The following is a 25,746-nucleotide window of genomic DNA, read 5'->3' as shown; positions in this document are numbered from 1 at the left end:
TTTCAGTTAGTTTGCCGTTTTGATTACATAGAAGGTAGGTAAGATGTGTGATAGAGTTTCGAAATGTCTCCAAATTGTATCCGAATGGTACAAAAGGATTAAATAATATAAACTTGAACATTCAAAAAGGTGAGTTTGTTGTAATGGTAGGGCTATCCGGGGCTGGAAAGTCTACACTTCTCAGATCGGTAAATCGACTTCATGAGATTACAGAAGGCGAAATTATGATTGAAGGTGAGTCTATTACTGCTGCGAAAGGAAAAGGCTTACGACGCATGCGCCGAGATATTGGTATGATTTTTCAAAGTTTTAACCTTGTAAAGCGATCAACGGTATTGAAAAATGTATTAGCTGGCCGTGTTGGATATCATTCGACTTTGCGCACAACGTTAGGTCTATTTCCAAAAGAAGATTTGGAGCTTGCCTTTCAATCGTTAAAAAGGGTGAATATTTTAGAAAAAGCATATGCGCGAGCTGATGAATTATCAGGGGGACAACAGCAACGTGTATCGATTGCTAGAGCGTTGGCGCAAGAAGCAAAAATCATATTGGCGGATGAACCTGTTGCGTCGTTAGATCCGCTAACAACGAAGCAAGTATTAGATGATTTGAAAAAAATTAATGAAGATTTTGGGATTACAACAATTGTAAACTTACACTCTATTGATTTAGCTAGGCAATATGCGACACGCATTATTGGATTGCATGCAGGAGAAATTGTTTTTGATGGTTCAGTAGAAGAGGCAACGGATGAAAAATTTGCTGAAATTTATGGAGACGTAGCGCAGAAAAGTGAATTATTAGAGGTGGCAGTTAAATGAATGACGTGACGATATACTCGAAATCGATACCGAAGCCGCCGAGTAAGTTGAAACATATGTTAACAGCTATTCTAGTCATTTTGCTGTTGTGGGGAAGTAGTGTACAGGTCGACGCATCATTTTCAAAACTAGTAGTTGGTTTTCCTAATATGATTGATTTGTTAAAAGAGATGGTGCCGCCTGATTGGAGTTATTTTCAAGTTATTACAACTGCGATGTTAGATACGATACGTATGGCGATTATTGGGACGACTTTAGGAGCGATTTTAGCTATTCCACTGGCACTATTAGCGGCAAGTAATGTGTTTACTAGTACATTCTTGTACGGTCCAGCTCGATTGGTTTTAAATTTTATCCGAACGATACCAGATTTATTATTAGCGGCAATTTTCGTAGCTATTTTTGGAATAGGGCCGCTTCCAGGTATTTTGGCTCTTACTTTTTTCTCAATTGGGCTCGTGGCGAAATTGTTGTATGAGTCAATTGAATCGATTGATCCAGGTCCATTAGAGGCGATGACAGCAGTAGGAGCAAATAAAGTGCAATGGATTGTGTATGGGGTAATTCCGCAAGTGAAAGCACATTTTGTCTCCTATGTTCTTTATACATTTGAGGTAAACGTACGTGCGGCAGCTGTTTTAGGTTTAGTAGGGGCAGGCGGTATAGGATTATATTATGACCGTACACTTGGGTTTTTACAATATCAACAAACTGCATCTATTATTATCTATACCCTTGTTGTTGTATTGTTAATTGATTATGTAAGTACATTGTTGCGGGAGAAATTATAATGAGTAAAACGACGTTAATCGTACCAAAACCGAAGAAACCGAGTGTGTATCGCTGGTTTATTTTTATAGCACTTGCATTTGTTTATGTATGGGCTTTTTCAGGAGTCCCGTTAGAGGGAATAAAGGATACGGCAGGGGAAATTACAAAAGCAATTATGACAGGTGTATTGAACCCAGATTGGTCGTATGTATCTTTGCCAGATGGTGAAGATTTATTACATGGTTTAATTGATACGTTGGCAATTGCGATATTAGGTACATTTATTTCTGCCTTTTTATCTGTTCCATTCGCTTTTTGGGCGGCAACGAATATGAGCAGTGGAAAATTAACTTCAGGAACTGGGAAATTTGTACTTAGTTTTGTTCGTACATTTCCGGAATTAGTTATGGCACTTTTATTTATAAAAGCTGTTGGACCAGGCTCTTTTGCCGGAGTTCTAGCTTTAGGATTACACTCTATAGGAATGTTAGGGAAATTATATTCAGAAGGAATTGAAAATATAGATAAGGGACCGACGGAAGCGTTAATAGCAACAGGCGCGAATCGCTTCCAAATACTTTGGTATGCAGTATTACCACAAGTATTACCGGACTTTCTATCGTATACGTTATACAGGTTCGAAATTAATGTGCGATCCGCTGCTATTTTAGGTGTTATTGGAGCAGGTGGGATTGGTACGCCTCTAATTTTTGCGCTGAGTTCACGCAATTGGTCTCGTGTGGGTATTATTTTATTGGGTATTATTTTAATGGTAATTATCATTGATTTTATTTCAAGTTCGGTACGGAAGAAAATTGTATAATTTATAAAAAAGCACCTATAAAAGGTGCTTTTTTATATAATAAGAATAATAAATGTGAGCAATAGGGGGGATAATTTGGCTTTACAGCATGAATTTGTATTTGTTTCGAATGAAAAAAGGGTTGGATTTTATAGGCATAGATTGGATTGAACTTTGTTTTCTATATAAAGAAGAGGCAACGATAGATGAGTGTGTTGTATTAAGTGATGAGCTAATCGTATATCTATTAGATTTTACCCATTGGATTCCGACCTATTATCCAGCGAAAAGGGCAGAAGGATTTAGAATTCACTATTATGGTATTACAAAAATTGAGCAACAAGGAGCAGTGATAGCAGAACAGTTATTTTGTTCGCTAGTTAGCATGTTTTCTTTAGCGCCAGAAACAATCGAATTGACAGGACAGTTTCAATGGGAAAATGATAAGAATACGGATGGAGAATATGAGAGATACGTATTTGATCGAGATAAATTATGCCAAAATTTACAGTCGTTTATTTATTTGCTTCGTAGAGTGAAAAATGGGGAAGGATATATTTTGCATTATGGAATTTGAAAATGATGAATAAATATACAGATAATTCCCTTTCTTTTTAAAATAAAAATAATGAAAAAGTATGTCATATTGAATACCCATACATTCCCGAAAACATTGATTTTTTTATGAAAAACCAAAAAAATATCAACATATTTGTCGATACATGTTGTATAATCTTGCGTGGGAAGCTATCATATAAATATATAAAACGTTTACTAATATAAGCGAAGGGAAGAATAGCATGTCACATTCAATCGAACAACTTTCTATCAACACGATTCGCACATTATCCATCGATGCGATTGAAAAAGCAAACTCTGGTCACCCAGGAATGCCAATGGGTGCAGCACCAATGGCTTATACATTATGGACTCAATTTATGAAACACAATCCAAATAACCCAACGTGGTTTAACCGTGATCGTTTCGTATTATCTGCAGGTCATGGTTCAATGTTATTATACAGCCTACTTCACCTATCTGGTTATGATGTAACAATGGATGACTTAAAGAACTTCCGTCAATGGGAAAGCAAAACTCCAGGACATCCTGAGTACGGTCATACAGCAGGTGTAGACGCAACTACTGGTCCACTTGGACAAGGTATTGCAACTGCTGTAGGTATGGCAATGGCTGAAAGACATTTAGCTGCTAAATACAACCGTGATGCGTATAATGTAGTAGATCATTATACATACGCTATTTGTGGTGATGGAGATTTAATGGAAGGCGTTTCTGCTGAAGCATCTTCATTAGCTGCTCATTTACAATTAGGTCGTCTTGTTGTGCTTTACGATTCAAATGATATTTCATTAGATGGCGATTTAAATCGTTCATTCTCTGAAAGTGTAGAAGATCGTTACAAAGCATACGGATGGCAAGTAATCCGTGTTGAGGATGGAAACGATATTGAAGCTATCGCGAAAGCAATTGAAGAAGCGAAAGCTGACGAAAAACGCCCAACGCTAATTGAAGTAAGAACGACAATTGGTTTCGGTTCTCCAAACAAATCAGGGAAATCAGCTTCACATGGTTCTCCACTTGGTGTAGACGAAACAAAATTAACGAAAGAAGCATATGCTTGGACTGCTGAGCAAGACTTCCATGTAGCAGAAGAAGTATATGACAACTTCCGTAAAACGGTACAAGATGTTGGTGAAACTGCGCAAGCAGCGTGGAACACTATGCTAGGTGAGTATGCACAAGCATACCCAGAATTAGCAAACGAATTACAAGCGGCAATGAATGGTCTTCTTCCAGAAGGTTGGGAGCAAAACTTACCAACTTATGAATTAGGATCAAAAGCAGCAACTCGTAATTCTTCAGGTGCTGTAATTAATGCAATTGCAGAGTCTGTACCATCATTCTTCGGTGGATCTGCTGACCTTGCTGGTTCTAACAAAACATACATGAATAACGAAAAAGACTTTACAAGAGATGATTACAGCGGAAAAAACATTTGGTACGGTGTACGTGAGTTCGCAATGGGTGCAGCAATGAACGGTATTGCACTACATGGCGGTTTAAAAACTTACGGTGGTACGTTCTTCGTATTCTCTGACTACTTACGCCCAGCAATTCGTCTTGCAGCATTAATGCAATTGCCAGTAACGTATGTATTCACACACGACAGTATCGCTGTTGGTGAAGATGGTCCAACACATGAACCAGTCGAGCAATTAGCAGCGCTACGTGCAATGCCAAATGTATCTGTTATCCGTCCAGCGGATGGTAACGAATCTGTTGCAGCTTGGAGACTTGCTCTAGAATCTACAAATAAACCAACTGCTTTAGTATTAACTCGTCAAGACCTTCCAACATTAGAAGGTGCAAAAGACGATACGTATGAAAAAGTAGCAAAAGGTGCATACGTAGTTTCTGCAAGCAAGAAAGAAACAGCTGATGTAATCTTACTTGCAACTGGATCTGAAGTAAGTCTAGCTGTTGAAGCACAAAAAGCTCTAGCGGTAGACGGCGTTGACGCAGCTGTTGTCAGCATGCCATCTATGGATCGCTTTGAAGCTCAAACTGCTGAGTACAAAGAATCTGTATTACCAAAAGCAGTAACAAAACGTTTCGCAATCGAAATGGGTGCTACATTCGGATGGCACCGTTACGTAGGTCTTGACGGAGATGTGTTAGGTATCGATACATTCGGTGCTTCTGCTCCTGGTGAGAAGATTATGGAAGAGTATGGATTTACTGTAGAGAACGTTGTTCGTAAAGTAAAAGAAATGCTTTAATGATTTTAGAAAAATCTCTCCGGCATGGAGAGGTTTTTCTATGTAAATGAGTTTTTTCGACAGAAAAAGTTTTTTATCTCTCCGCAGTCAGACAATCATTGCAAAGTTTCTTCTATATAATGAAGAGAAAAGGTTGTCCAGATTGGGAGGCGAAGGATGAAAACGTATGAATTGTATTTAATTCAAGAGGATATTGCGAGAGCTTACTTTGGTCGTGAATATTTGTTTTTTGATTTATTTGCTCGATTTTCAGAATCTGGGTCCCTTTCGGAGAAAAAAGTGTTATACAAACAAATGATGTATATAACGATGCCATTACAAGTAATGAAAATCCATCATAAATTAGAACAAGCTTTGCGCGTTCTTGGTAAATATGATCGAACACATCATACACATACACTTTATACAGGAGCGGAATACGGCGAAATAATGGTGAAACCACACTATATTCGCATGAATACCTCTGAAAACGTTTCTATGGAAACGACTTTCTTTGAGGTGTTGAGAAAGTGTGAATTAACATTTTTAGCTATGGATTATGAAAATACAAAGTACGGATGGCTGAATCCTCTAAAACAAGTACGAACATATGTGTAAAAAATGTCGAATTGTATCTTGTCTTATTGAAAAGGTTTTAGTACACTGTAAGGTAGACAACATGAAGGAGGAAAATATATGCCAATTTGGTTAGGTATTCTAGTGGGCGTAGTAGCACTAGTAGCAGGCGTGGCGTTAGGATTTTTCATTGCCCGCAAATACATGATGAACTACTTAGAAAAAAATCCACCAATTAATGAACAAATGTTAAAAATGATGATGATGCAAATGGGACAAAAACCTTCCCAAAAGAAAATCAATCAAATGATGAGCGCGATGAGCAAGCAACAAACAAAATAAGCGCTAAAGGGCACTCGATAAGAGTGCCCTTTCTTATTGGACTTTTAAAGTGTTTAAAACTTTTAAAAATTCTGCATCTTTGATAAACTGAAAACATCGCTCATTTTAAGGGAGGAGGATAAAAATGAAGGTATTTATTAATTTAGCTTGGTTTTTTAAACAAGAAAAACGAGCGTACATAATCGGAATTATTATGTTATTTGGTGTCGCGCTTCTTGAACTTGTAGCCCCGAAAGTACTAGGTATTGTAGTAGATGAAATTAATAATGGAACATTAACATCTGAGAAGTTGTTGAAGTGGGTTGTTTTGTTAGTAGTTGTAGGGATTACTATGTACATATTACGTTATTTATGGCGTATTATGATTTTTGGATCTGCGTTAAAACTAGCTCGTCAATTACGAAAGAATTTATATGAACATTTTACAAAGATGAGCCCATCTTTTTATCAATCACGTCGTACGGGTGATTTGATGGCGCATGCGACCAATGATATTCAGGCGATTCAACAAACTGCTGGATCGGGCGTTTTAACACTGGTTGACTCATTAGCGGTTGGGGGCTGTGTACTCGTAGCGATGGGCTTTACAATTAGTTGGAAGTTAACATTGTTAAGCTTAATTCCAATGCCGATTGTAGCGATTTCGACAAACTATTATGGAACGTTATTACATAAAAGGTTTCATAAAGCGCAGCAATCGTTTTCGGAAATCAATGATAAAGTGCAAGAGAGTATGAGTGGGATGAAGGTAATTCGATCACTTGGACAAGAGAAAGAAGATTTACAAGCATTCCGAAAAAAGTCAGAAGATGTTGTACATAAAAATATGTTAGTCGCACGTATTGATTCGTTGTTTGATCCGACAATCTCACTTATCGTTGGATTTTCTTTTTTAATTGCAGTATGTTACGGGTCAGTATTAGTTGTGAGAGGGGAATTAACTGTAGGTGATCTCGTTACATTTACAACGTATTTAGGTACCCTTGTTTGGCCAATGTTAGCCTTTGGATGGTTGTTCAACATTATGGAGCGTGGGCGTGCTTCGTATGACCGTGTAGAAAAAATTCTCTCTCAAAAATCAGATGTAGTAAATAGAGAAGATGCTGTGCATACAATAGCGAGCGGTAATGTTACATTTGCGGTTGATTCATTTTCATATAAGAAAAATGAATTGTTACAGCTAATAGATGTTCACTTTGATTTAAAGAAGGGTGAAACATTAGGAGTTGTCGGACGTACAGGCGCCGGGAAAACGACTTTATTAAAATGTCTAATTCGTGAGTATGATCATTTTAATGGTGGATTAAAAGTTGGGGAGCGGGATATTCGCGATGTAACACTTTACGGTGTCCGTTCTGCCATTTCATACGTGCCGCAAGATCATTTTTTATTTTCAGCAAGTATTGGGGAAAATATTGCCTTCGGAAAGGCGGATGCTACATATAATGAAATTACCCGTGCTGCAGAGATTGCTTGTATTCATGATGATATTCTCCAATTTTCAGAAGGGTATGAAACAGTAGTAGGAGAAAGAGGGGTTTCGTTATCTGGAGGCCAAAAACAGAGGATTTCTATCGCGCGTGCTTTATTAACGAATGCGGAAATTTTAATTTTAGATGATTGTTTATCAGCGGTAGATGCAAAAACAGAAGAAACGATTTTAAATGCATTAAAGAGGGAAAGAGCAGGAAAAACGACGATTATTACTGCTCATCGTTTAAGTGCAATTCAACATGCTAATCTTATACTTGTTGTGGATGAAGGCAGAATTGTGCAACGAGGTACACATGAGCAATTAATGGAAGAAAACGGTTGGTATAAAGAGATGTATGAGAGCCAGCAGTTAGAAGCATTAGTTGAGAAAGGGGGCGTATGATGACTGAGAAGAAGCAGAGTGATTTAAGTAGGTTACTTTCTTATATGAAGCCATATAAAGGGTTGCTATCTTTAGCATTTATCTTTTTAGTTGGTGCAACAGTAACTGAAATGATGGGTCCTTTTTTAATTAAACAATTTCTTGATGAACATTTAGTACCACGAAATTTTGATCAATCAGCACTTGTTACTCTATTTGTAGTGTATCTAATTGCTCACTTATTAAAAGTATTATTTACTTATTTAGACTTATTGTATTTTCAAAATATCGCTTTTAAAATTGTTCAAGATATGCGTGTGGAAGTATATGATCATGTTCAAAAGTTGTCATTAAGTTTCTTTGATCGTACGCCGATTGGTACGCTCGTATCGCGCATAACGAATGATACGGAAGCAATTAAAGACTTTTATGTCAGTGTATTATCCACATTTGTCAAAAATGTAGTCTTTTTAATAGGTATTGTAGTAGCAATGTTTTTATTAAATGTAAAACTAGCTCTATTTTCTCTCGTATTAATTCCAATCATGTTTGCAATTATGGTGCTATATCGTCGGAAAAGTGCAGCTTTTTATTTAGAAGTACGTAATCAATTGAGCGTGTTAAATGCAAAGTTAAATGAGTCTATTCAAGGAATGAATATTGTTCAAGTGTTCAGACAAGAAAAGCGTATGAGAAAAGAATTTGAAGAAGTGAATAATAAACATTATAGTGCAGGGCGACGGACGTTAAAGTTAGACGCATTACTTTTACGCCCAGCAACGGATTTAGTTCATATTATAGCAATTGCGTTAGTACTTGGTTTATTTGGAATTGATGCGCTGAAGAGTCCTGTTGAAGTAGGAGTTCTATACGCGTTTGTTAACTATATACATCGTTTCTTCCAGCCTGTAAATGAGATGATGATGAAATTATCATTTTTCCAACAGGCACTTGTTTCATCATCACGTGTATTTCATTTAATGGATGAAAAAGATTTAGCGCCAGTTCAAAAAGGGGATGGAAATCCTCAAGTCGTTAATGGAGAAATTGAATTTAAAAATGTTACTTTTTCGTATGATGGAAAACGTGATGTTTTAAAAAATGTATCTTTTCACGTGAAACAAGGGCAAACGGTTGCTTTCGTTGGACACACTGGTAGCGGAAAAAGTACCATTATGAATTTATTAATGCGATTTTATAATATTAATTCCGGAAATATTGTAATAGATGGTGTGGATTTAGTGGGATTTGAAGAACGAGAAATTAGAAAGAAAATAGGACTTGTATTGCAAGATGCATTTTTATTTGCGGGAAATGTAAAACAAAATATTCGTATGTATAATGAAGAGATTACGGATGAAGAAGTAAAAGAAGCAGCCCAATTTGTGCAAGCGAATACGTTTATTGAGAAATTACCAGAGCAGTATGAAACGGAAGTAGTAGAAAGAGGAGCGGCTTTTTCTAGTGGTCAACGACAATTAATTGCTTTTGCTAGAACGATAGCAACAAATCCGAAAGTATTAGTATTGGATGAAGCAACAGCTAATATTGATACAGAAACAGAAGATGCGATCCAAACAGCATTACAGCAAATGCGAAAAGGGAGAACGACGATAGCCATTGCGCACAGGTTATCTACAATTCAAGATGCGGATCAAATCTTTGTTATGCATGATGGAGAAATAGTAGAAAGAGGTACACATCAAGAATTACTGAGTGAACAAGGGTTGTATTATAATATGTATTTACTACAAAATAAAGGAAGTTTACAAAAGGCCTTGTAATTACAAGGCTTTTTTATTTTGTTTATAAAATATGTTTGCTCTTTATGTCTATAGTATAAACGTCGTGACCCTTTAATAAAGTTGTACATATTGTATGTATACGAAATGAAAAAAATTGATAGGAGCTTTTATATGCAAGATAGATCTAGTTCAAATATTACGTTTATCGATGTGTCTCATTGGGAAGGGAATATTGATTGGAATGCAGTGAAGGGATCGGGTATTTCAGCGGCATATGCAAAAGCGACAGAAGGTGTGAATAATCTTGATCCTACTTTGGTTCAAAATGTACAAGCAGCGCGAAATGCGAATGTATTAATCGGTGCATACCATTTCGCACATCCAGAACTAAATGATGCAATTTCAGAAGCGAAACATTTTGTGAACATATTACAAAGCAATCAGACAGATTTAATGCCAGTTCTAGATTTAGAATCACCGATAGATCCGAGTAATAGTAATTTAACTGGTACTGCTATATCTAATTGGGCAAGAAGCTTTATAAATTATGTGAAACAGGCTACTGGAAAAGATGTCATGTTATATACAGGAATTTGGTATATTAATGAGTTTGGAATTAACGGGTTAAGTGATATTCCACTTTGGATTTCTAAATACTCTAGTACGCCGCCTGCTGATGCTGGTGGATGGACAGAGTGGACAGCATGGCAATACACGGATTCTGGTGAAATCTCAGGTGTAGTAGGGAATTGTGACGTATCAGCAGCGGTTTCATTAGAAGCTTTACAAGGAAATGGAACAAATGGTGGCGGAAATGTTTCCCCGCCTAGTACTGCTACTGCAGTCTACGGCGTTGCTGTAATTAAAGGCGATAATGTAAATTTACGAAGTGGACCATCTTTACAATCTAGTGTAATCCGCCAGCTAAATAGAGGAGAATCGTATGAAGTTTTGAATGAACAAGGTAGCTGGCTTGCTTTAGGTGGAAACGAATGGATATACTATGATCCAAGTTACATTCAGTATAAACATTATGTGGCGACTATTACTGGTGATAATGTGAATCTGCGGGATGCTCCATCATTAAATGGAAATGTTATAAGACAGTTACATCATGGTGAGGCTTATAGAGTATGGTGTAAACAAGATGGATGGCTTGGTTTAGGTGGAAATGGCTGGATATACTATGATCCAAGTTATATTCAGTATGGTGTACAATAAAATGCACGTAAAAGGTATCTCGCCTGAGATGCCTTTTATTTCTACTATTTGTGGGCTACCTGAAACAATCAAGTAGGGGATGGAAAAAATCGCTTATTAAAGTCTCGCTTCATTAAAAATATGTAATTTTTACAAAGTGTATATTGAAAGCATAGTATAATATAATGGATGTTTATAAAAATAAATGAAAATGAAATGAAGGAGTAAAAATATGGATTATGTGCTAATAGGTGTGATTTTATTATTATTAGCTGTAGCATTCGTGCTGTTCTATAAAAATAAACAGCTAGAATCAGAGAGTCAGCAAGTAGAGTTTGAAAAAAAACAAGCAATTGAAACGTATGAAAATGAAATTGCAGCTACGGTTACAGAGCATAAAGAACAACAAAATACATTGAAAAGTATGGAACAGAAGAAATACAATGATTTGCAAATAAGTGCAGCTAGAGAACTTGAAAATATGCGTATGATGAAAAATCAATTAGCTGTGCAACATAGTAAAGAACGCAGTGAAGTGCAAGAAAAGCATAGTAACGAAATACATATGTTTCAACAATTAATTGCAAATTTGCGAGAGTATACGAAAAGTGGAGCTGAAGTGAATACACACGAAACATTACATTATATGAAACGAGGCTTCGTAGAACAAGGCATAATACTAGATAATGAATTTCATATTATGCCGAATGTTTTTATTAGAAATCAGCACGGCGGAAATGATTTTCGAATTCATCATCTTGTCTTAAGTAAAACGGGGATGTATCTACTTGAGACGAAAGAATGGAAAGGGAAATTAATTCATGGCTTAACGAAAGAAAATGCTAGTATATATTCATTTATGATTGATGAAATTGGCAAGTATCAACAAGAAGTAGAAAAAGAAGAGACGTTTGAATGCGTAACAGGTGAAGATTCATTAACGATACAAGTGAAAAATGAAGGGAATCCAGTATATAGAGCGAAGAAACTATCTCATATTCTATACAATTGTTTGAAAGAAATCCAAGTTGATATTGTAAAGGAAAACGTAAAACCGATTGTATATTTTTATAATGAGAGTGGGGAAGAAGTGCTAGATTTGTCTGAAGAAAAAACGCCGAGATTAAAAGATAGAGAGCAAATTGTAACATTCTTCAGAAATGAGATCTTAACAGGGAAAGTAATATATACAGATCAAGAGTTAGAAAAGCTTCGAGAAATCATTAACCGGATGAATTATAAAATGAATTAAAAAGAGGTGGGCTTTTTGAGTACTATATTAAGGGGTATTTTGTATGTTTATGTTTGTTTGTATATACTCATGTATCTTGCGTTTATATTTGTTATTGATTCGGTTCATATGTCAGTAAGTGTAAAAAGTATGTTTGTAGTAGTCATGCCATTTGCTATATTAGTCGTGATTCAAAAGTTCGTCTTACGTACTTCTGTAAATCGTAATCCAGGAAAGAAGAAAATGCTAGGTGTAATGATAGTAGGATGTATTCTATTGTTAGTGTGTACTGCACAATTAAGTGTGAATACATACACCTCAAAGTTTAATCAAAATCGGTGGTTACATGCTGAAGAGAAACGGGTACATATGGTAGATGATTTAATGCAAAAATATACATTAACAGGGAAATCAAATGAAGAAATTACAAAATTATTAGGAATGCCTACTGAAATAAGAAATGGAGAAGAAGGGATTATCACTTCGTACTATCTTGGAAATGAACGTGGTTTTATTTCAATCGATAGTGAACAGCTTGTTTTACAATTTAATAGAGATGGTAGGGTTATGGAATATAAGGTGCATAGAGGTTAAAAAATGTAGAGGGAAGCTATATATTATAGCTTCTTTTTATATTCCAATATAGTAAATGTAGGCAAATAGTAGTCATTCCTATCTATACGAATCGGAATGAGTCTGTTATATTGTAAATGGTTATGTAGTTTAATAGTTTACTAGATGATCTATATTTTAGTTGAGGAGGGAGAATTTAACACGAATTTAATTATGACGTGTTAAGTATTATGATGAAAAAAAGATTTTATAATGTTTTAGCTGCATCGATTGTATTTAGTATGGTAACTATTCTAAATTATTCCTATGCTGGCGAGCTTGACAAAACTGTGACAGTTTCACCTGATGAACAAGCTTTAAAAAGTATCGAAAACCATATGAAAGATGAAGATGGTCGAGGAGAAGATAAAGGAGTACAAAATGAAGTGCCAGGTGAATTTCTTGTACATATAGTGAAAGAAGTACCTTTATATGATTCTAGTAATCTGCAAAAAGAGACAGGGATTCATATTTCGAATCAAGTCGTAAAAGCTGAGAAGAGAAAAGGAAACGCTTACTATGTTCGTACTTCATCTGGAATTGGATGGATACAAAATAGTGAGGGGAATGTAGAGGTTAAAGAAGTTCATACGTTATCAAGTGAAAAGCTAGTTATTAATGAAGAAACCTCTACATACTCTGAACCATTTACTTCATACAAAGAAGAAAATGTATTGGAGCCACAAACCATTCAAGTAATGGGACAGGCGGGAGAATGGTTCCAAGTAAAAATAAATAATGAGATGAAATGGATTTATTCACCTTCAGCAAAATTTGAAGGAACAAAGGCTTCGCTTATTCAAGAAGCAACACCAGCACGTACAAAACGCGCAGCAGTTATGTATGCTGCACCATTAGAAGAGAAAACAACGGATATTTATGGTGTAACTTTAAAAGAAATGATTGTACCAAAAGGAAATGAAAATATCCGTCCTGGTTATGCAATGAAGCCGAAGTATATTACGATTCATGAGACAGATAATTACCGTGTTGGGGCAAATGCTAGAAACCATGCAGTATATTTATATAACCAGGCAACAGGAACGGAAGATCGCTCAGCGTCTTGGCACTTTACGGTAGATGATAAAGAGATTTATCAACATCTTCCATTAAATGAAAATGGTTGGCATGCCGGAGATGGGGCGGAAGGAACTGGAAATCGAGAATCCATTGCGATTGAAATTGCTGTAAATGAAGATGGTGATTATAATAAAGCTGTTGAAAACGCTCGTAAATTAACAGCTTATTTAATGGGAGAATTACATATTCCTTTAGAAAATGTGAAGAAGCATCAATTTTGGAGCGGGAAGAATTGTCCGGCTATTATGATTAAAAATAATGCGTGGGAACCATTCTTACAAGGAACAAAAGTTTATTATGATGCGAACCATAAAGATGATATAACAGGTGGTTGGTACGAAGCAGACATTCGTGAATTAGATAAACGCGGCATTATGGTTGGGGATGGAAAAGGTTCTTATTGGCCAGAGCGTCTTGTAACACGTGGTGAATTTGCGAATTTAATTTCAAGATCATTGCAGTTACCTGAAGGGGCATCGAATTTTAATGATTTAAATACAGCACATCCATCGCTAATAGATGGTATTAATCGTGCAGCAACTGCCGGGATAATAAATGGTAGAGGAAATGGGACATTTGCTCCAAATGATACGATTAAACGAGATGAAGCTGCTATCATGATTGACCGTGCACTGCAATATAAAAAAATTAAAGGTAACTTAGTTCCATTACCATTCTCGGATCAAGATTTAGCATATGATAAACAAGCTGTACAACGTGTTTATGGATTAGGTATTGTAAAAGGAAATGAAAATAATGAATTTATGCCGAAAGGTTCTGCAACACGTGGAGAATCGGCAGCATTTATTAATAGAATGTTAAAAGTAATTGAAAGTAAATAATGAAAAAGCATTCGCTTTTGCGAGTGCTTTTTTTATTTTTCAATACGTTACGGAAGGGAGAGCAACCTTTTGAGGGGAATAAGGAATGAAAACGGAGGTGATACATATATATAGATGCATTGGGTTGTTTTTTATCCCGTTTTAATGGGCAGTAAGACCCCCACCTAAAAATTCAACGAAAGCAAAGAAGTTAGGTGGGGATCAACTGCCCATAAAAGTCCGATTGGTTCAACTAATAATCAGTGCGGAGTGTACCAAACTTCTACTGATTAAACTTTCACTTTATCATATTGTATAAATGAAGAGGAGGTAAGACGGTGAAAGCTATACCGACTGATGTCCTGAGTAAAGAATTGATGGAAAGAGAAGGTGTTATATCTATTACAGTAAAAGAATTCGAAAAGATAGAAGTAGCTGGAGTAGTAGTCGCTGGCCCCGCAGTTATTTTGATTAATCAAGATTAAGTACATAGTATCAATTTAGACAAGTATGAAAGCATCCGTCCAGGGTGCTTTTGAAGTTTTCAATGATAATGACACCAGTTTTAGCCGGATGTATGTGATGGATGGAATAAAAATAATATAGCGAACTAATATGTTTTACGAATGAATTATGTAAGTAATTCATATTTCCCATATAAAAGGATTTGCTTTAATATAATGAGTATAAGGTTCGAGTATTCGAAGTACTACTTGAATTATATCCCTATCCCTTTTCTAAAAATGCGAACAAGTTTTGCCCTATTCTATTCAATAATTAATTGCATAGAAATATATTGTTCGATGACCATTATGGAACGTACATAATGGGAAAATCCCGATCCTTAAAGAGGATGCCCCTAATCTTCATGTGAAAATATGATCGGATAAGAAAGCTGACCAGTTTATGGTCGGCTTTCTTTTTGTTCAAAAGTTATTTCTTCTTTAATTTCTGTTTGCAATAGTAAAGCTTTTCCGAAACGACGTTTACATTCCGCACGTACTTTTTCAATGGCTAGTAGCTGAGTAGTGGCGGGAACTGTTACGATAGCTTGGCGAGGTTTTCGATTTTCTTCACAAAAGACACATTCCACAACATATTTAGAAATCATGTTTTCATCCTTCCGTTTTTCATTTCTAAGAAGGGATTGTCTATGAAGTTGATGTAAGTTTTCGTCATCGTTTTCCTTTTTTCCTCTTTTTTCAAGGGGAATATAAAAAGGAAGACGAATAGTAGTAGGGGAGGGATGTATATGGAAAGATGGGTAGGGTGTGCAGCAGTATGTGTAAATGAAAGAAATGAAGTTCTAATGGTGTTGCAAGGGCAAAAGGGTGAAGAAAAAAGGTGGTCTGTTCCAAGTGGTGGGCTTGAAAAAGGAGAAACACTAGAAGAATGTTGTATTCGAGAAGTTTGGGAAGAAACAGGTTACAATGTGGAGGTTGTAAATAAAATATACGAAAAAGAAGGTATTACATACGGAATTCCAGTGTATGTTCATTATTACTTTGTAAAAAAAATAGGCGGTAGTATGAAAATCCAAGATCCTGATGAATTAATACATGAAATTGCTTGGAAGAGGATAGATGAAATGAAGGAATTAACGCTATCTTTCCCAGAGGATTATGAGATTTTAAATAAATATATAAATAAAAAAGCGAGTGTTTAAACACTTGCTTTTTTAATGTATCCACGATAAGAAAAGCGGAACGATAACTAAACTAGCCCCCGCTGTTAAAAGCATAGATAAACTTGCAATCGTTCCTTCTACAGGTCCGATTTCGAATGCTTTTGATGTACCGGTTCCATTTGCGCTCGTGCCTAACATAATGCCTTTTGCGAGTGCTGTTTTAATACGACATATGCGTATGAGAGAAGGACCGAGCAGTGCCCCTGTTAACGCAGTTAAAACAACAAATACGGCTGTTAATTGTGACATACCACCAATCATTTCTGAAATAGCCATTGCAATTGGTGTCGTTACAATATGAGGTGCTAAACTATGTTCTAACGATGAATCAATTTGAAAATAATTTGCTAGTAGTGCTGAAGTAATAACTGATAAAAACGAACCGACAATGACATTAAGTAAAATAGCTAGTCCATGTTTTTTCAATAAATCAAAGTATTTATAGATTGGCCATGCAAAAGCAACAGTTGCAGGCTTTAATAATTCTGTTAACCATTGACCACCTGTTTCATATGTTTCATAAGGTGTGTCTAGTCCGAGTAATAAAGCAATTAAAATAATAGGGCAGACGAGAAGAGGAGAAAGTAAGCTCCAATTCCAGCGTTGATACATTTTTTTCGATATCCAATATGTGAATAGTGTTAATAATAAACAAAGAAAGCCGATCATTGTGTTGACCCTTTCCGCTTTAGTAGCAATTCTGTTAAGAGTCCTGTAACTAAGGTAACGCAAAGTGTACTAATCATAATAATTAAAATGAGATCGATTCCATATTGTGATAGTGTATCTTTGTAGCGTATGACAGCGACTGCAGAAGGAATGAAAAATAAAATAAGTTCTTTTAATAAAAAGTCTGCTCCGTCTTGTATCCGCTCTTTTTTCACTAGGTTAAATTTTAATGAAATTAATAATAAAAAAATACCGATTATACTTCCTGGAACTGGGAGGTGTGCCTGTTTTGCAATCCATTCACCTGTCCAAGCGAAACAAAATAATAATAAAATTTGTCCGCTTAATTTCCACCATTTCATACAGTAACCACCTCTTTCTTTTTTTACATAAAAATTGTAAAAAAGAATTAACAATTTCTACTATACGTTCATTCAAAAAGTTTGTCTAATATATAAATTATATGTTATTAATATATTAGATGTATTAATCGAAAGTGAAAAGGGTGTCCAAAATGGAATTACGGCATTTGCAATATTTTGTTGTAGTGGCAGAGGAGTTACACTTTGGACGAGCAGCTGCTCGTTTACAAATGACACAACCACCGCTTAGTCAACAAATTCAGCAATTAGAAAAAGAAATGGGAGTTATGTTATTTTCAAGAACGAAGAGAAAGGTTGAATTAACAGAAGCTGGAGAAATGTTTTTAAAAGAAGTAAAAAAAGCGTTCGAACAAATTGAAAAAGCAGTAGAGATTGCACAAAGTGCCCAAAGGGGAGAAGTGGGCTCACTTTCAATTGGTTTTGTAGGTGCGGCGATATATGATATTTTACCATCTATCGTAAGGGAGTATAGAAAGAAATTTCCGAGAGTGTCTGTTGCACTACATGAACTGTCAACACCAGATCAGGTGCATGCACTTCACGATAACCGTATTGATATTGGTTTTTTACGTCCGCCAATTCCAACACAATTGCTAGAGTTAGAACCAATTCAAAGGCTTTCTTGTACGTTATGTTTACCGAAGGCACATCCACTTGCTGAAAAGGATGAAATACATATTGAAGATTTAAGAGACGAACCGTTTGTATTTATTACAAGGCCCGTATGGCCAGCGTTATACGATACAATTTTATCACTTTGCCGTGATGTAGGCTTTAGTCCACATATTGTACAAGAAGCGACGGAATATCAAACAGTTATGGGGCTTGTAGCGGCAGGAATTGGAATTACGGTAATACCTGTATCGGCAAATAAATTGTATAAAACAGAAGTCGTATATAAAGAGTTATATGATTCTAATTTTGTTGCAGAAATGTCAGTAGCGTACAAAAAAATGAATACTAATCCAGAACTTTTAGAGTTTTTGAAAATTGCAAGAGAGAAGAAAAGAATCGAAGTTGAGGATGATATTGATTAAGTTATTTAAAAGTACACCTCATTAAACACTAAAGCGGAAATGCAATAGTATTGCATTTCCGCTTTAGTGTTCTTTTTTTAGCTCTATACTAAAGAGATAAACATGTTCATTTTCTTGTAATAGTTGGTCAATAGCGTTTTTTTCCTCAAGCATTGGAATTCTTACCGTTTCTTTATTCGTTTTTATTATAGCCGCTAAAGTCGTTTTTTGATTATATTTTAAGTTTATAGCAGATTGAAGAGTAGTAGATGCAGAGCTATTTATACTTGGAGATGCTTCTTCAGGAACGAGCATGGAACTACCTTCAATATTAACATACCAATGTTTTTGCGCTTGTATATCTTTATCGAGTTGGGATTGAGGTGGTAAAAAAGAAAGCTTTACTTTCTTTTTTGGAAAATGTGAGGTAGCTGTATTCACAATTTCGTTTGTTTTTTTACCATTTTGATAATAATCAATTGTAGCATGTATTTCATCTTTTTCATTTTTAAGTGTAACGCTATAAAACATGCTGTTTCCTTCTTGAAAAGGGGTCATTTGTAAAATAGAAGATTGCTCTTCTGTTAATTTGTACGGCTCAACAATCGCTATTTCATTGTTTTTAAGTGGGCTACAACTTGTGAGAAATAATAAAAACAAGATTGATAGTAATTTTATACGCATGCAACCTCCTCCTTTTTACAATTATATTTTTAATATGATTTTTTTACCATTTTATTTTCTAGGACTAAAGACTTAGAACAAATTCAGATTGTAGTGCGATGTTTAAAATGTCATATTTTTATACACTTGTAGTATAGAATGAGTTTGTTATGAAGTAAGGTAGGGGAAGAACATATGTCTTTATGTCAGTTAGTGAGAAAAAATATAAGAACATTCGCTGCCAAAAGGATGAAGCAATTCATGTGGGTTGCTATGAGTACTATGATTTTATTTTTTATGATTTCGCTCCAATTTAATGAAGTAGTTGTTGAGGAATTAGGGACTACACTTTTATTTCAAATGTGTTTTTATACACTGTTTCTTATATTCACTTTTATATGTGTTTTTACTACATATAAAATAACGTTTTCTCTTCTACAAGTGAGGAAAGAGGAAATTAAATCTTATGTAGTAGAGAATAGGAAGAGAAATGACGTACTATGTTTATTATGTCAGGAGCAATTATTTATGGAGCAGCGTTTGTTTTTGGATTAGTTAATGGGATGTTATTTTTGAAATTATTTACGATTATCTTTATGAAAATAGCAGGAATACAAGGGATAAATAGTGCACCGATTACAATATATGCAATAGCAGTTGTTAGTATAATTATGATCGTTATCGTCCTATTATCGATGATGCAATGTTTTCGATTTGTTCAAATTTTACAAGATAAAAATTCATTTCATTTCAAGGAAAAGGCATGAGAAATCATGCCTTTTTCTATTTTACACATAAAAATAATCATGTTACAGTGTAAAGACCTGACAAAGAATGGGAAGGAAAGGTTGTATAGAATGACAAATGAACAGTCGATTGTAAAGGTTGAGCGATTAACGAAGCGAATCGGTTCAAAGACACTTGTAGAAAATATTAGTTTCGAAGTTAAAAAAGGTGAAGTAGTTGGTTTACTCGGACCAAATGGTGCTGGAAAAACGACTTTAATGAGAATGATGGTCGGCATGATTCGTATGACAGAGGGAGAAGTTTGGATTGACGGCCAATCTGTAAAACAGCAATTTGAAAGTACTGCTTCGAAAATTGGAGCAGTAATTGAGACACCGGAATTTTATCCTTTTTTGAGCGGCTATGAAAATTTAACATATTTCGGACGAATGAATGGTAACGTGACAGAAGAACGTATCGATGAAGTAGTGAAATTGTTAGGGATGGGACAAGTAATTGACCGCAAAGTAAAAGCATATTCACTTGGCATGAGACAACGTTTAGGAATTGCTCAAGCGCTTATTCACAATCCAGATGTATTGATATTAGATGAACCAACGAATGGATTAGATCCTAGTGGAATACATGAAATGAGAATGTACATAAAGAAAATTGCACATGAACAAGGAAAAGCGGTACTTGTATCTAGTCACTTACTTTCAGAAGTTGAATTAATGTGTGACAGAGTTATCATTATTCAGCACGGAGAATATGTGGCGACGCAAAATATTCAGCATAATCAAAGCGAAGAGATGGAGACAATCCGTATACGTGTAGATGATGCAAAGAGAGCAGCGGAATTGTTAAACCAAGATGTTTTAATAAAAGGTAATGATCTACTTATTACTGTAAAAGATGAAGAAATCCCAAATGTTATTCGTACATTGCTTGAGAAAAATATTCAAGTGTATCGTGTATATGAAGAAAGAAAAACGTTAGAAGAGCAATTTTTAGAATTAACAGGGGGAAAAGATATTGTTTAATTTAGTATATAACGAATTGTATAAAATATTTAAGCGAAAGCGAACGATTATTCCCTTTGCAGTTATTGCAGTATTAATAATTGGATTAGGATGGGTTACGGTAAAGTATCTAGAACCAGAAACAAAAGGATGGAAAGCTGATTATACAGAACGAACTATAGAAATTGAGAAAAAGCTAGGCATGAAAAAAGAAGCTATTTTAGCAGAGCGATCTGGAGACGAGCTTGTAAAGGAATATCAGCTGAAGATGAAGTACATAGACACAGATACAGCGCCGGCAAGCAGTTCGCCGCTTTCTTTCATGAGAGATACAGGTTTTATCGTATTTCCAATATTGCTCCCGTTTATCCTTGTGTATGCAAGTACAATTTTTGCGAATGAATATAGCTGGGGAACATATAAATTTTTAACGATACGACCGGCGAGTCGCTTTAAAATTTTGACAGCGAAATTTTTAGCAATCGTAATATTTGCAGCATTATTGTTTATATTTAATATGATTTTCTCCACATTATGTGGACTTGTTATTTATAAATTCCAGCAGCCTGCATGGAGCGAGTTTATTTTCCAAGACGGAAATATTATAAAACAAAATATTTTTGTAGAAGCTAGTAAGTATTATATTTTATCGTGGTTGCCGACTATTGTGTATGCAGCATTTGCATTTATGATTTCTGTGTTAACAAGATCTAGCGGAGGCGCGATTGGTATTTCACTATTTCTTGCTTTATCCGGAAACATTGCATTACTAGCAGCAACTAGATATGATTGGGCGAAATATTTACTGCCAGCAAACACAGATTTATACAGTATTGCAAAGAATGGCAGTTTTATTGATGGAGTAACGTTCCCATTTGCTTCATGTATGTTATTCCTGTATTTATTTGTATTTTTAAGCATTTCCTATACGGTATTTTTAAAACGTGATTTAACTTAATAAAAGAGCCGTTAAGTATTTCTTAACGGCTCTTCTTTATGCGAATTGTTTAAGTGCTTTTTCAGCTAACAAAGCGAAGTATTCTGCACTTATAGGTAACGCTCGCTCGTCTACTGTAAAAGCGGGATGATGCCATTCATGTGTGCCACTCGTTCCCATAAAGACGAATGAACCAGGTATTTCTTGTTGATAAAAAGAAAAATCTTCTCCGGCCATTGACGGGGTAGGAGAGATGATATTTAAATTCATTTTTTCGGCAACTTGGGTGGATAAGTTTGTTAGAGATGTATCGTTATGAACAGCAGGAGGACCTGCATAAAAACGAAATTCTGTTTTTACACCCAATGCATCAGAAACCCCTTGAATAATACGTTTCATTAGTGCGGGAATCTTTTCGCGTGTTTCAGCTTGGAATGTACGTACAGTTCCTTCCAGTGTAGCTTTTTCAGGAATAACGTTCCATGTATTTCCTGAATGGATGTTTGTGACACTAATGACTGCATTATGTGAAGAACTTATATTTCGGCTTACAATTGTTTGGAGTGCCATAACAATTTGAGAGGAAGCGACAATAGGGTCTACCCCAGCATCTGGTACAGCTGCATGTGTACCAACTCCGTGAATTTCAATTTCAAAGCGATCAACTCCGGCCATGAGTGGACCATCTTTAATACCGATTGTACCTACTGGTAAATCAGGTTTATTATGCATACCGAAAATAGCTTGCACATTACGTAAATGTCCAGCTTCAATTACTTTGCAAGCACCATCGCTACTTTCTTCAGCTGGCTGGAATATAAAGCGTACCGTTCCGCTAAGAGAAGATTCTTTTTCTTTTAATAAATAAGCGGCACCTATAATGGCAGCTGTATGAAAATCATGACCGCAAGCATGCATCTTACCGTGAATTTTGGAAGCGTACGGCAAATTTGTTTCTTCTTGAATAGGAAGTGCATCGATATCAGCACGGATTGCTATAATTGGTCCGCTATTATTCCCAGAAATTTCAGCAATAACGCCTGTTTCTAAACTAGAATTTATAATCTTAATGTGTTTCTCTTCTAACCAATTTTTTATAGCTTTCGTCGTTTCAAATTCTTCGTATGATAATTCTGGGCGCTCATGTAAATTTCGACGAATAGAAATTAGCGATTCAGTTAATTGCTCTAGATTTGCTGCCACGTATAATGCCCTCTTTCTTAAATAAAGTATTTATATTAAGTATACAATAAGAAAAGAGAGGATTCTCAAATGAAAATCCTCTCTCGTTTTATGCTGCCAGTTTTTTGTGTGTATGATGTTTACGATAACGTCCACGCATTGCATAGGCAATTTGCGGGATTGCAATACCGATTAAAATAAGTGATACACCGATCCATTGTGAAGATAGCACCGCTTCTTTTAAAACGAACACAGACATAATTGTTGTAACTGGTAGTTCTGCGGCACCAAGAATAGTCGCTAAGCCAGAACCGATCTTTGGAATACCGATTGTAAAGGCGATAGAAGGAATAACGATACTAAATGTTCCTAATCCTAAACCGTATTTCCAAAGTCCTTCAGAAATTGCACCACTAAAAATAAATGTTGGCGGGAATACGATCATTACTAAAGTTAAAGCGCCAGTCATTAAGAGAACACCACGCGGTAATGAAGGTACTTCAACGGCAACTTTTCCGCTCACGAAAATGTATGTTGCGAATGTAACAGCAGATAATAAACCTAGTATGATTCCAGTCATATCGAAATCACCTGCTGATTTCTCTAGTAAACCACTTGATAAAAATGTACCTGCAAGTAAGAAAATAACGGAAATAACCTTTTCTCTTGAAGGGAATGTTCTTGTTGCGACTGCTTCAATAATAATTCCGACCCAAACGAATTGGAATAAAAGTATAATTGCAATAGATGCTGGTACAGTTTTTAATGAACCATAATAAAAAATTCCAGTAAAACTTGCAGATGTACCTGCAACGAATAAAATTAACGCTTGTTTTAATGGAACACGATGTCTAGAAAATAGAAGTGTAATAGCAAGCAAAATAATCCAACCGAACAAATATTGGCTACCAATTACTTCTCCAAGTGAAAATCCTTCTGCATATGCAAGCTTAACAAAAATAGCTAAAATCCCATAACTACACGCTCCTAATAAAACTAAAAGAGAATAACGAAGCATGACAAATTCCTCCCATCTATATGAAATTGTTCCTAACGGACATATATAACTAGAGGGAAGTATACAAAATTAAAAATGAAGGGTCAAATAAAAGAAAAGTGTGACATTTTATAGAATAATAATAAAAGTATGATATTTATGCATAATCTTGAAATTAGTAATAATAGAAGTATTATAAAATCAGCTTCGTATTGTATAAAGACAGCATTTGAAAAAAATATTTTTTAAGCAATATATATGTAGGCGTACTTGTATCGTGCTAATCATTTGAGAAACTACATCACCTTTGTTATGTTAATAACATTAGAGAGGTTTTGTAGTCTAATTGAGATTTTTCTATATAATAGAAGGAAATGAAAACGTTTTTTTAGAAACAGTGTGAAATGGTAGTTTTTATTATTATCACGTTGTTAAAGTGATTTCACGAATTGTTCATAGTATTTTTATATGTTTTTGCTACAATATGTAAAGAGAGGAGTGGAACAATGCAAGATATTAGTATTTTTTTAGCGTTTGGCGCTGGGTTTCTATCATTTATTTCCCCATGTTGCTTACCGCTTTATCCGGCATTTTTATCGTACATAACAGGTATGTCGGTTTCTGAGTTGAAAGAAGAAAATGCAATGCTTCGCAAGAGAAGTATGATACATACAGCGTTTTTCTTACTTGGATTTTCAATTATATTCATTGCAATTGGATTTGGTACAAGCTTTATCGGAGGTATCTTTACAGATTATAAAGATTTAATTAGACAGTTAGGTGGTATATTTATCATCGTGTTCGGTCTTATTATTGTCGGTGTGTTTAAGCCGAAATTCTTAATGCAAGACCGTAAATTTACGTTTAAAAATCGTCCGAGTGGCTATTTTGGATCCGTTTTAATTGGATTGGCATTTGCTGCAGGGTGGACACCTTGTACAGGACCTATTTTAGTATCTGTCATTGGATTAGCAGCAACGAACCCAGAATCAGCAATGATTTATATGATTGCATATATACTTGGATTTGCTATCCCATTTTTCGTGCTATCATTCTTTATTACGAAAATGACTTGGATTAAAAGAAATAGTATGAAATTCATGAAAATCGGGGGATACGTTATGATTGTCATGGGTATCTTCCTATACTTTAACTGGATGACGAAAATTATCGTGTATTTCTCAAGTTTATTTGGTGGTTTTACTGGTTTTTAGTATTATTCTGTGAAAATGTTGGAAATACTAACGGAAAAGCATATAATGAAAGTATATTTTGCATATAGCCACAAAAAAGGATGAGAAAATATGAACATAGTTGTTTTATCCAGTATCGTTGCTGTTTGTATGGCTGTCGGTGCGATGTTTATTCGTTTAAAAGCAGCTAAGAAACCTGCAACATTGAAAAAAATTATACTTCCACCATTTTTTATGAGTACGGGAGCATTGATGTTTGTTTTTCCAGAATTTCGACTAACTCCAGCAGAAATATTAGAAGCAATTTGCGTCGGTTTGTTTTTCTCTATTTTTCTTATTAAAACATCTAAATTTGAAATTAGAGGACAAGAGATTTATTTGAAGCGTTCAAAAGCATTTGTTTTTATATTAATTGGATTACTTGTCGTACGGATTGTATTTAAAACATACTTAAGTCAATCCCTTGATTTAGGACAACTTAGTGGCATGTTCTTCTTACTGGCGTTCGCTATGATTGTGTCATGGAGAATTGCTATGTACCGTTCCTTTACGAAATTACAAAAGGAAATGGAAAAAGAAGATGGTTTTTATAATGAAAAAGATATGAAATTAACTTAAAAACTGTATATGTATAA

25 protein-coding genes and 3 pseudogenes are annotated in these 25,746 nt (G+C 35.3%); 22 read left to right on the top strand and 6 right to left on the bottom strand.

All coding sequences use genetic code 11. The features are described 5' to 3' along the window. Window positions 1-47 precede the first annotated feature (47 nt). The 14 genes and pseudogenes from phnC (at window position 48) to PDL00_RS16995 (ending at window position 15,121) form a co-directional block, all read left to right on the top strand. Entirely contained in the window at window positions 48-821 is a 774-nt protein-coding gene (gene phnC, locus PDL00_RS17060; RefSeq protein WP_242256225.1) for a phosphonate ABC transporter ATP-binding protein, read from the top strand. Continuing rightward, complete coding sequence (phnE, locus tag PDL00_RS17055) at window positions 818-1,612, top strand: phosphonate ABC transporter, permease protein PhnE (RefSeq protein WP_242256223.1); 795 nt, start codon at window positions 818-820, stop codon at window positions 1,610-1,612. The genes phnC and phnE (PDL00_RS17055) overlap by 4 nt, the downstream gene beginning before the upstream one ends. Further along, entirely contained in the window at window positions 1,612-2,415 is an 804-nt protein-coding gene (gene phnE / locus PDL00_RS17050; RefSeq protein ID WP_242256222.1) for a phosphonate ABC transporter, permease protein PhnE, read from the top strand. The genes phnE (PDL00_RS17055) and phnE (PDL00_RS17050) overlap by 1 nt, the downstream gene beginning before the upstream one ends. Window positions 2,416-2,490: 75 nt before the next feature. Continuing rightward, window positions 2,491-2,971 (top strand): annotated as a pseudogene (locus tag PDL00_RS17045) (coproporphyrinogen III oxidase). Window positions 2,972-3,194: 223 nt separating this feature from the next. Beyond that, the gene (gene tkt, locus PDL00_RS17040; RefSeq protein ID WP_270730331.1) at window positions 3,195-5,195 is read left to right on the top strand and encodes a transketolase; all 2,001 of its coding nucleotides are present in this window, start codon (window positions 3,195-3,197) and stop codon (window positions 5,193-5,195) included. Window positions 5,196-5,351: 156 nt separating this feature from the next. Next, window positions 5,352-5,792 carry a sporulation inhibitor of replication protein SirA gene (gene sirA / locus PDL00_RS17035; protein ID WP_270730328.1) on the top strand — a complete coding sequence of 147 codons (441 nt, stop codon included), beginning with the start codon at window positions 5,352-5,354 and terminating at the stop codon, window positions 5,790-5,792. Between the two features lie 78 nt (window positions 5,793-5,870). After that, window positions 5,871-6,092, top strand: coding sequence for a YneF family protein (locus tag PDL00_RS17030; RefSeq protein ID WP_001123316.1), 222 nt, complete (start codon window positions 5,871-5,873; stop codon window positions 6,090-6,092). 124 nt (window positions 6,093-6,216) lie between these two features. Next, on the top strand, window positions 6,217-7,968 hold the full coding sequence (locus PDL00_RS17025) for an ABC transporter ATP-binding protein (protein ID WP_270730325.1): 1,752 nt from the start codon (window positions 6,217-6,219) through the stop codon (window positions 7,966-7,968). Then, window positions 7,968-9,731: an ABC transporter ATP-binding protein gene (locus PDL00_RS17020; protein ID WP_242256217.1), complete on the top strand. Its 1,764-nt coding sequence runs from the start codon at window positions 7,968-7,970 to the stop codon at window positions 9,729-9,731. The genes PDL00_RS17025 and PDL00_RS17020 overlap by 1 nt, the downstream gene beginning before the upstream one ends. Window positions 9,732-9,863: 132 nt before the next feature. Then, window positions 9,864-10,913 (top strand): GH25 family lysozyme, encoded by a 1,050-nt coding sequence (locus PDL00_RS17015; RefSeq protein WP_270730323.1) that lies wholly within the window; start codon window positions 9,864-9,866, stop codon window positions 10,911-10,913. 211 nt (window positions 10,914-11,124) lie between these two features. Continuing rightward, entirely contained in the window at window positions 11,125-12,144 is a 1,020-nt protein-coding gene (locus PDL00_RS17010) for a nuclease-related domain-containing protein (protein WP_242256213.1), read from the top strand. A gap of 6 nt (window positions 12,145-12,150) precedes the next feature. Further along, window positions 12,151-12,717, top strand: a complete 567-nt coding sequence (locus PDL00_RS17005; RefSeq protein ID WP_270730320.1) for a hypothetical protein — start codon at window positions 12,151-12,153, stop codon at window positions 12,715-12,717. A 212-nt stretch (window positions 12,718-12,929) separates the two neighbouring features. Beyond that, the gene (locus tag PDL00_RS17000; protein ID WP_270730360.1) at window positions 12,930-14,657 is read left to right on the top strand and encodes an S-layer homology domain-containing protein; all 1,728 of its coding nucleotides are present in this window, start codon (window positions 12,930-12,932) and stop codon (window positions 14,655-14,657) included. A gap of 317 nt (window positions 14,658-14,974) precedes the next feature. After that, window positions 14,975-15,121, top strand: coding sequence for a BC1881 family protein (locus PDL00_RS16995; protein ID WP_000644411.1), 147 nt, complete (start codon window positions 14,975-14,977; stop codon window positions 15,119-15,121). A gap of 419 nt (window positions 15,122-15,540) precedes the next feature. On the opposite strand, the gene PDL00_RS16990 is transcribed toward PDL00_RS16995, so the two are convergent. Next, entirely contained in the window at window positions 15,541-15,747 is a 207-nt protein-coding gene (locus PDL00_RS16990; protein ID WP_000624203.1) for a DUF3903 domain-containing protein, read from the bottom strand. Between the two features lie 141 nt (window positions 15,748-15,888). Here PDL00_RS16990 and PDL00_RS16985 point away from each other — a divergent pair, with 141 nt between their 5' ends. Then, the gene (locus PDL00_RS16985) at window positions 15,889-16,302 is read left to right on the top strand and encodes an NUDIX hydrolase (protein ID WP_242256207.1); all 414 of its coding nucleotides are present in this window, start codon (window positions 15,889-15,891) and stop codon (window positions 16,300-16,302) included. 12 nt (window positions 16,303-16,314) lie between these two features. Here PDL00_RS16985 and PDL00_RS16980 read toward each other — a convergent pair whose 3' ends face one another. Together PDL00_RS16980 and PDL00_RS16975 are read right to left on the bottom strand one after the other, a co-directional pair. Beyond that, complete coding sequence (locus PDL00_RS16980; RefSeq protein ID WP_016086768.1) at window positions 16,315-16,992, bottom strand: LrgB family protein; 678 nt, start codon at window positions 16,990-16,992, stop codon at window positions 16,315-16,317. Next, on the bottom strand, window positions 16,989-17,354 hold the full coding sequence (locus PDL00_RS16975) for a CidA/LrgA family holin-like protein (RefSeq protein WP_270730315.1): 366 nt from the start codon (window positions 17,352-17,354) through the stop codon (window positions 16,989-16,991). Before PDL00_RS16975 ends, PDL00_RS16980 begins: the two co-directional genes overlap by 4 nt. Window positions 17,355-17,506: 152 nt before the next feature. Here PDL00_RS16975 and alsR point away from each other — a divergent pair, with 152 nt between their 5' ends. Then, the gene (gene alsR, locus PDL00_RS16970) at window positions 17,507-18,412 is read left to right on the top strand and encodes an acetoin biosynthesis transcriptional regulator AlsR (protein WP_151634087.1); all 906 of its coding nucleotides are present in this window, start codon (window positions 17,507-17,509) and stop codon (window positions 18,410-18,412) included. Window positions 18,413-18,475: 63 nt separating this feature from the next. On the opposite strand, the gene PDL00_RS16965 is transcribed toward alsR, so the two are convergent. Beyond that, window positions 18,476-19,075 carry a histidine kinase gene (locus PDL00_RS16965; protein WP_242256205.1) on the bottom strand — a complete coding sequence of 200 codons (600 nt, stop codon included), beginning with the start codon at window positions 19,073-19,075 and terminating at the stop codon, window positions 18,476-18,478. Between the two features lie 174 nt (window positions 19,076-19,249). Between PDL00_RS16965 and PDL00_RS16960 the strand changes: the two are divergent. The 3 genes and pseudogenes from PDL00_RS16960 (at window position 19,250) to PDL00_RS16950 (ending at window position 21,760) form a co-directional block, all read left to right on the top strand. Beyond that, window positions 19,250-19,821, top strand: a pseudogene (locus PDL00_RS16960) (ABC transporter permease). Between the two features lie 90 nt (window positions 19,822-19,911). Continuing rightward, window positions 19,912-20,823, top strand: coding sequence for an ABC transporter ATP-binding protein (locus PDL00_RS16955; protein ID WP_242257282.1), 912 nt, complete (start codon window positions 19,912-19,914; stop codon window positions 20,821-20,823). Then, window positions 20,816-21,760, top strand: a complete 945-nt coding sequence (locus PDL00_RS16950; protein WP_242257281.1) for an ABC transporter permease — start codon at window positions 20,816-20,818, stop codon at window positions 21,758-21,760. Before PDL00_RS16955 ends, PDL00_RS16950 begins: the two co-directional genes overlap by 8 nt. Before the next feature lie 36 nt (window positions 21,761-21,796). Here the strand turns inward: PDL00_RS16950 and PDL00_RS16945 are convergent, their stop codons facing one another. Further along, complete coding sequence (locus PDL00_RS16945; protein WP_242257280.1) at window positions 21,797-22,942, bottom strand: M20 peptidase aminoacylase family protein; 1,146 nt, start codon at window positions 22,940-22,942, stop codon at window positions 21,797-21,799. A gap of 88 nt (window positions 22,943-23,030) precedes the next feature. Then, window positions 23,031-23,939 carry an EamA family transporter gene (locus tag PDL00_RS16940; RefSeq protein WP_242257279.1) on the bottom strand — a complete coding sequence of 303 codons (909 nt, stop codon included), beginning with the start codon at window positions 23,937-23,939 and terminating at the stop codon, window positions 23,031-23,033. Window positions 23,940-24,264: 325 nt separating this feature from the next. Between PDL00_RS16940 and PDL00_RS34865 the strand changes: the two are divergent. From PDL00_RS34865 to PDL00_RS16930, 3 genes and pseudogenes are all read left to right on the top strand, one after another. Continuing rightward, a pseudogene (locus tag PDL00_RS34865) lies at window positions 24,265-24,408 on the top strand (peptidase T). Window positions 24,409-24,424: 16 nt separating this feature from the next. Then, entirely contained in the window at window positions 24,425-25,132 is a 708-nt protein-coding gene (ccdA, locus tag PDL00_RS16935; protein ID WP_242257278.1) for a cytochrome c biogenesis CcdA family protein, read from the top strand. A gap of 90 nt (window positions 25,133-25,222) precedes the next feature. Then, entirely contained in the window at window positions 25,223-25,729 is a 507-nt protein-coding gene (locus PDL00_RS16930; protein WP_270730308.1) for a CcdC family protein, read from the top strand. Window positions 25,730-25,746 lie beyond the last annotated feature (17 nt).

Origin of the sequence: Bacillus cereus group sp. TH152-1LC, assembly GCF_027710505.1 — a bacterium.
GTDB classification, from domain to species: domain Bacteria; phylum Bacillota; class Bacilli; order Bacillales; family Bacillaceae_G; genus Bacillus_A; species Bacillus_A mobilis.
The sequence above is the reverse complement of the archived record's forward strand: the minus strand, read 5'-3'. Positions and strand labels throughout refer to the sequence as shown.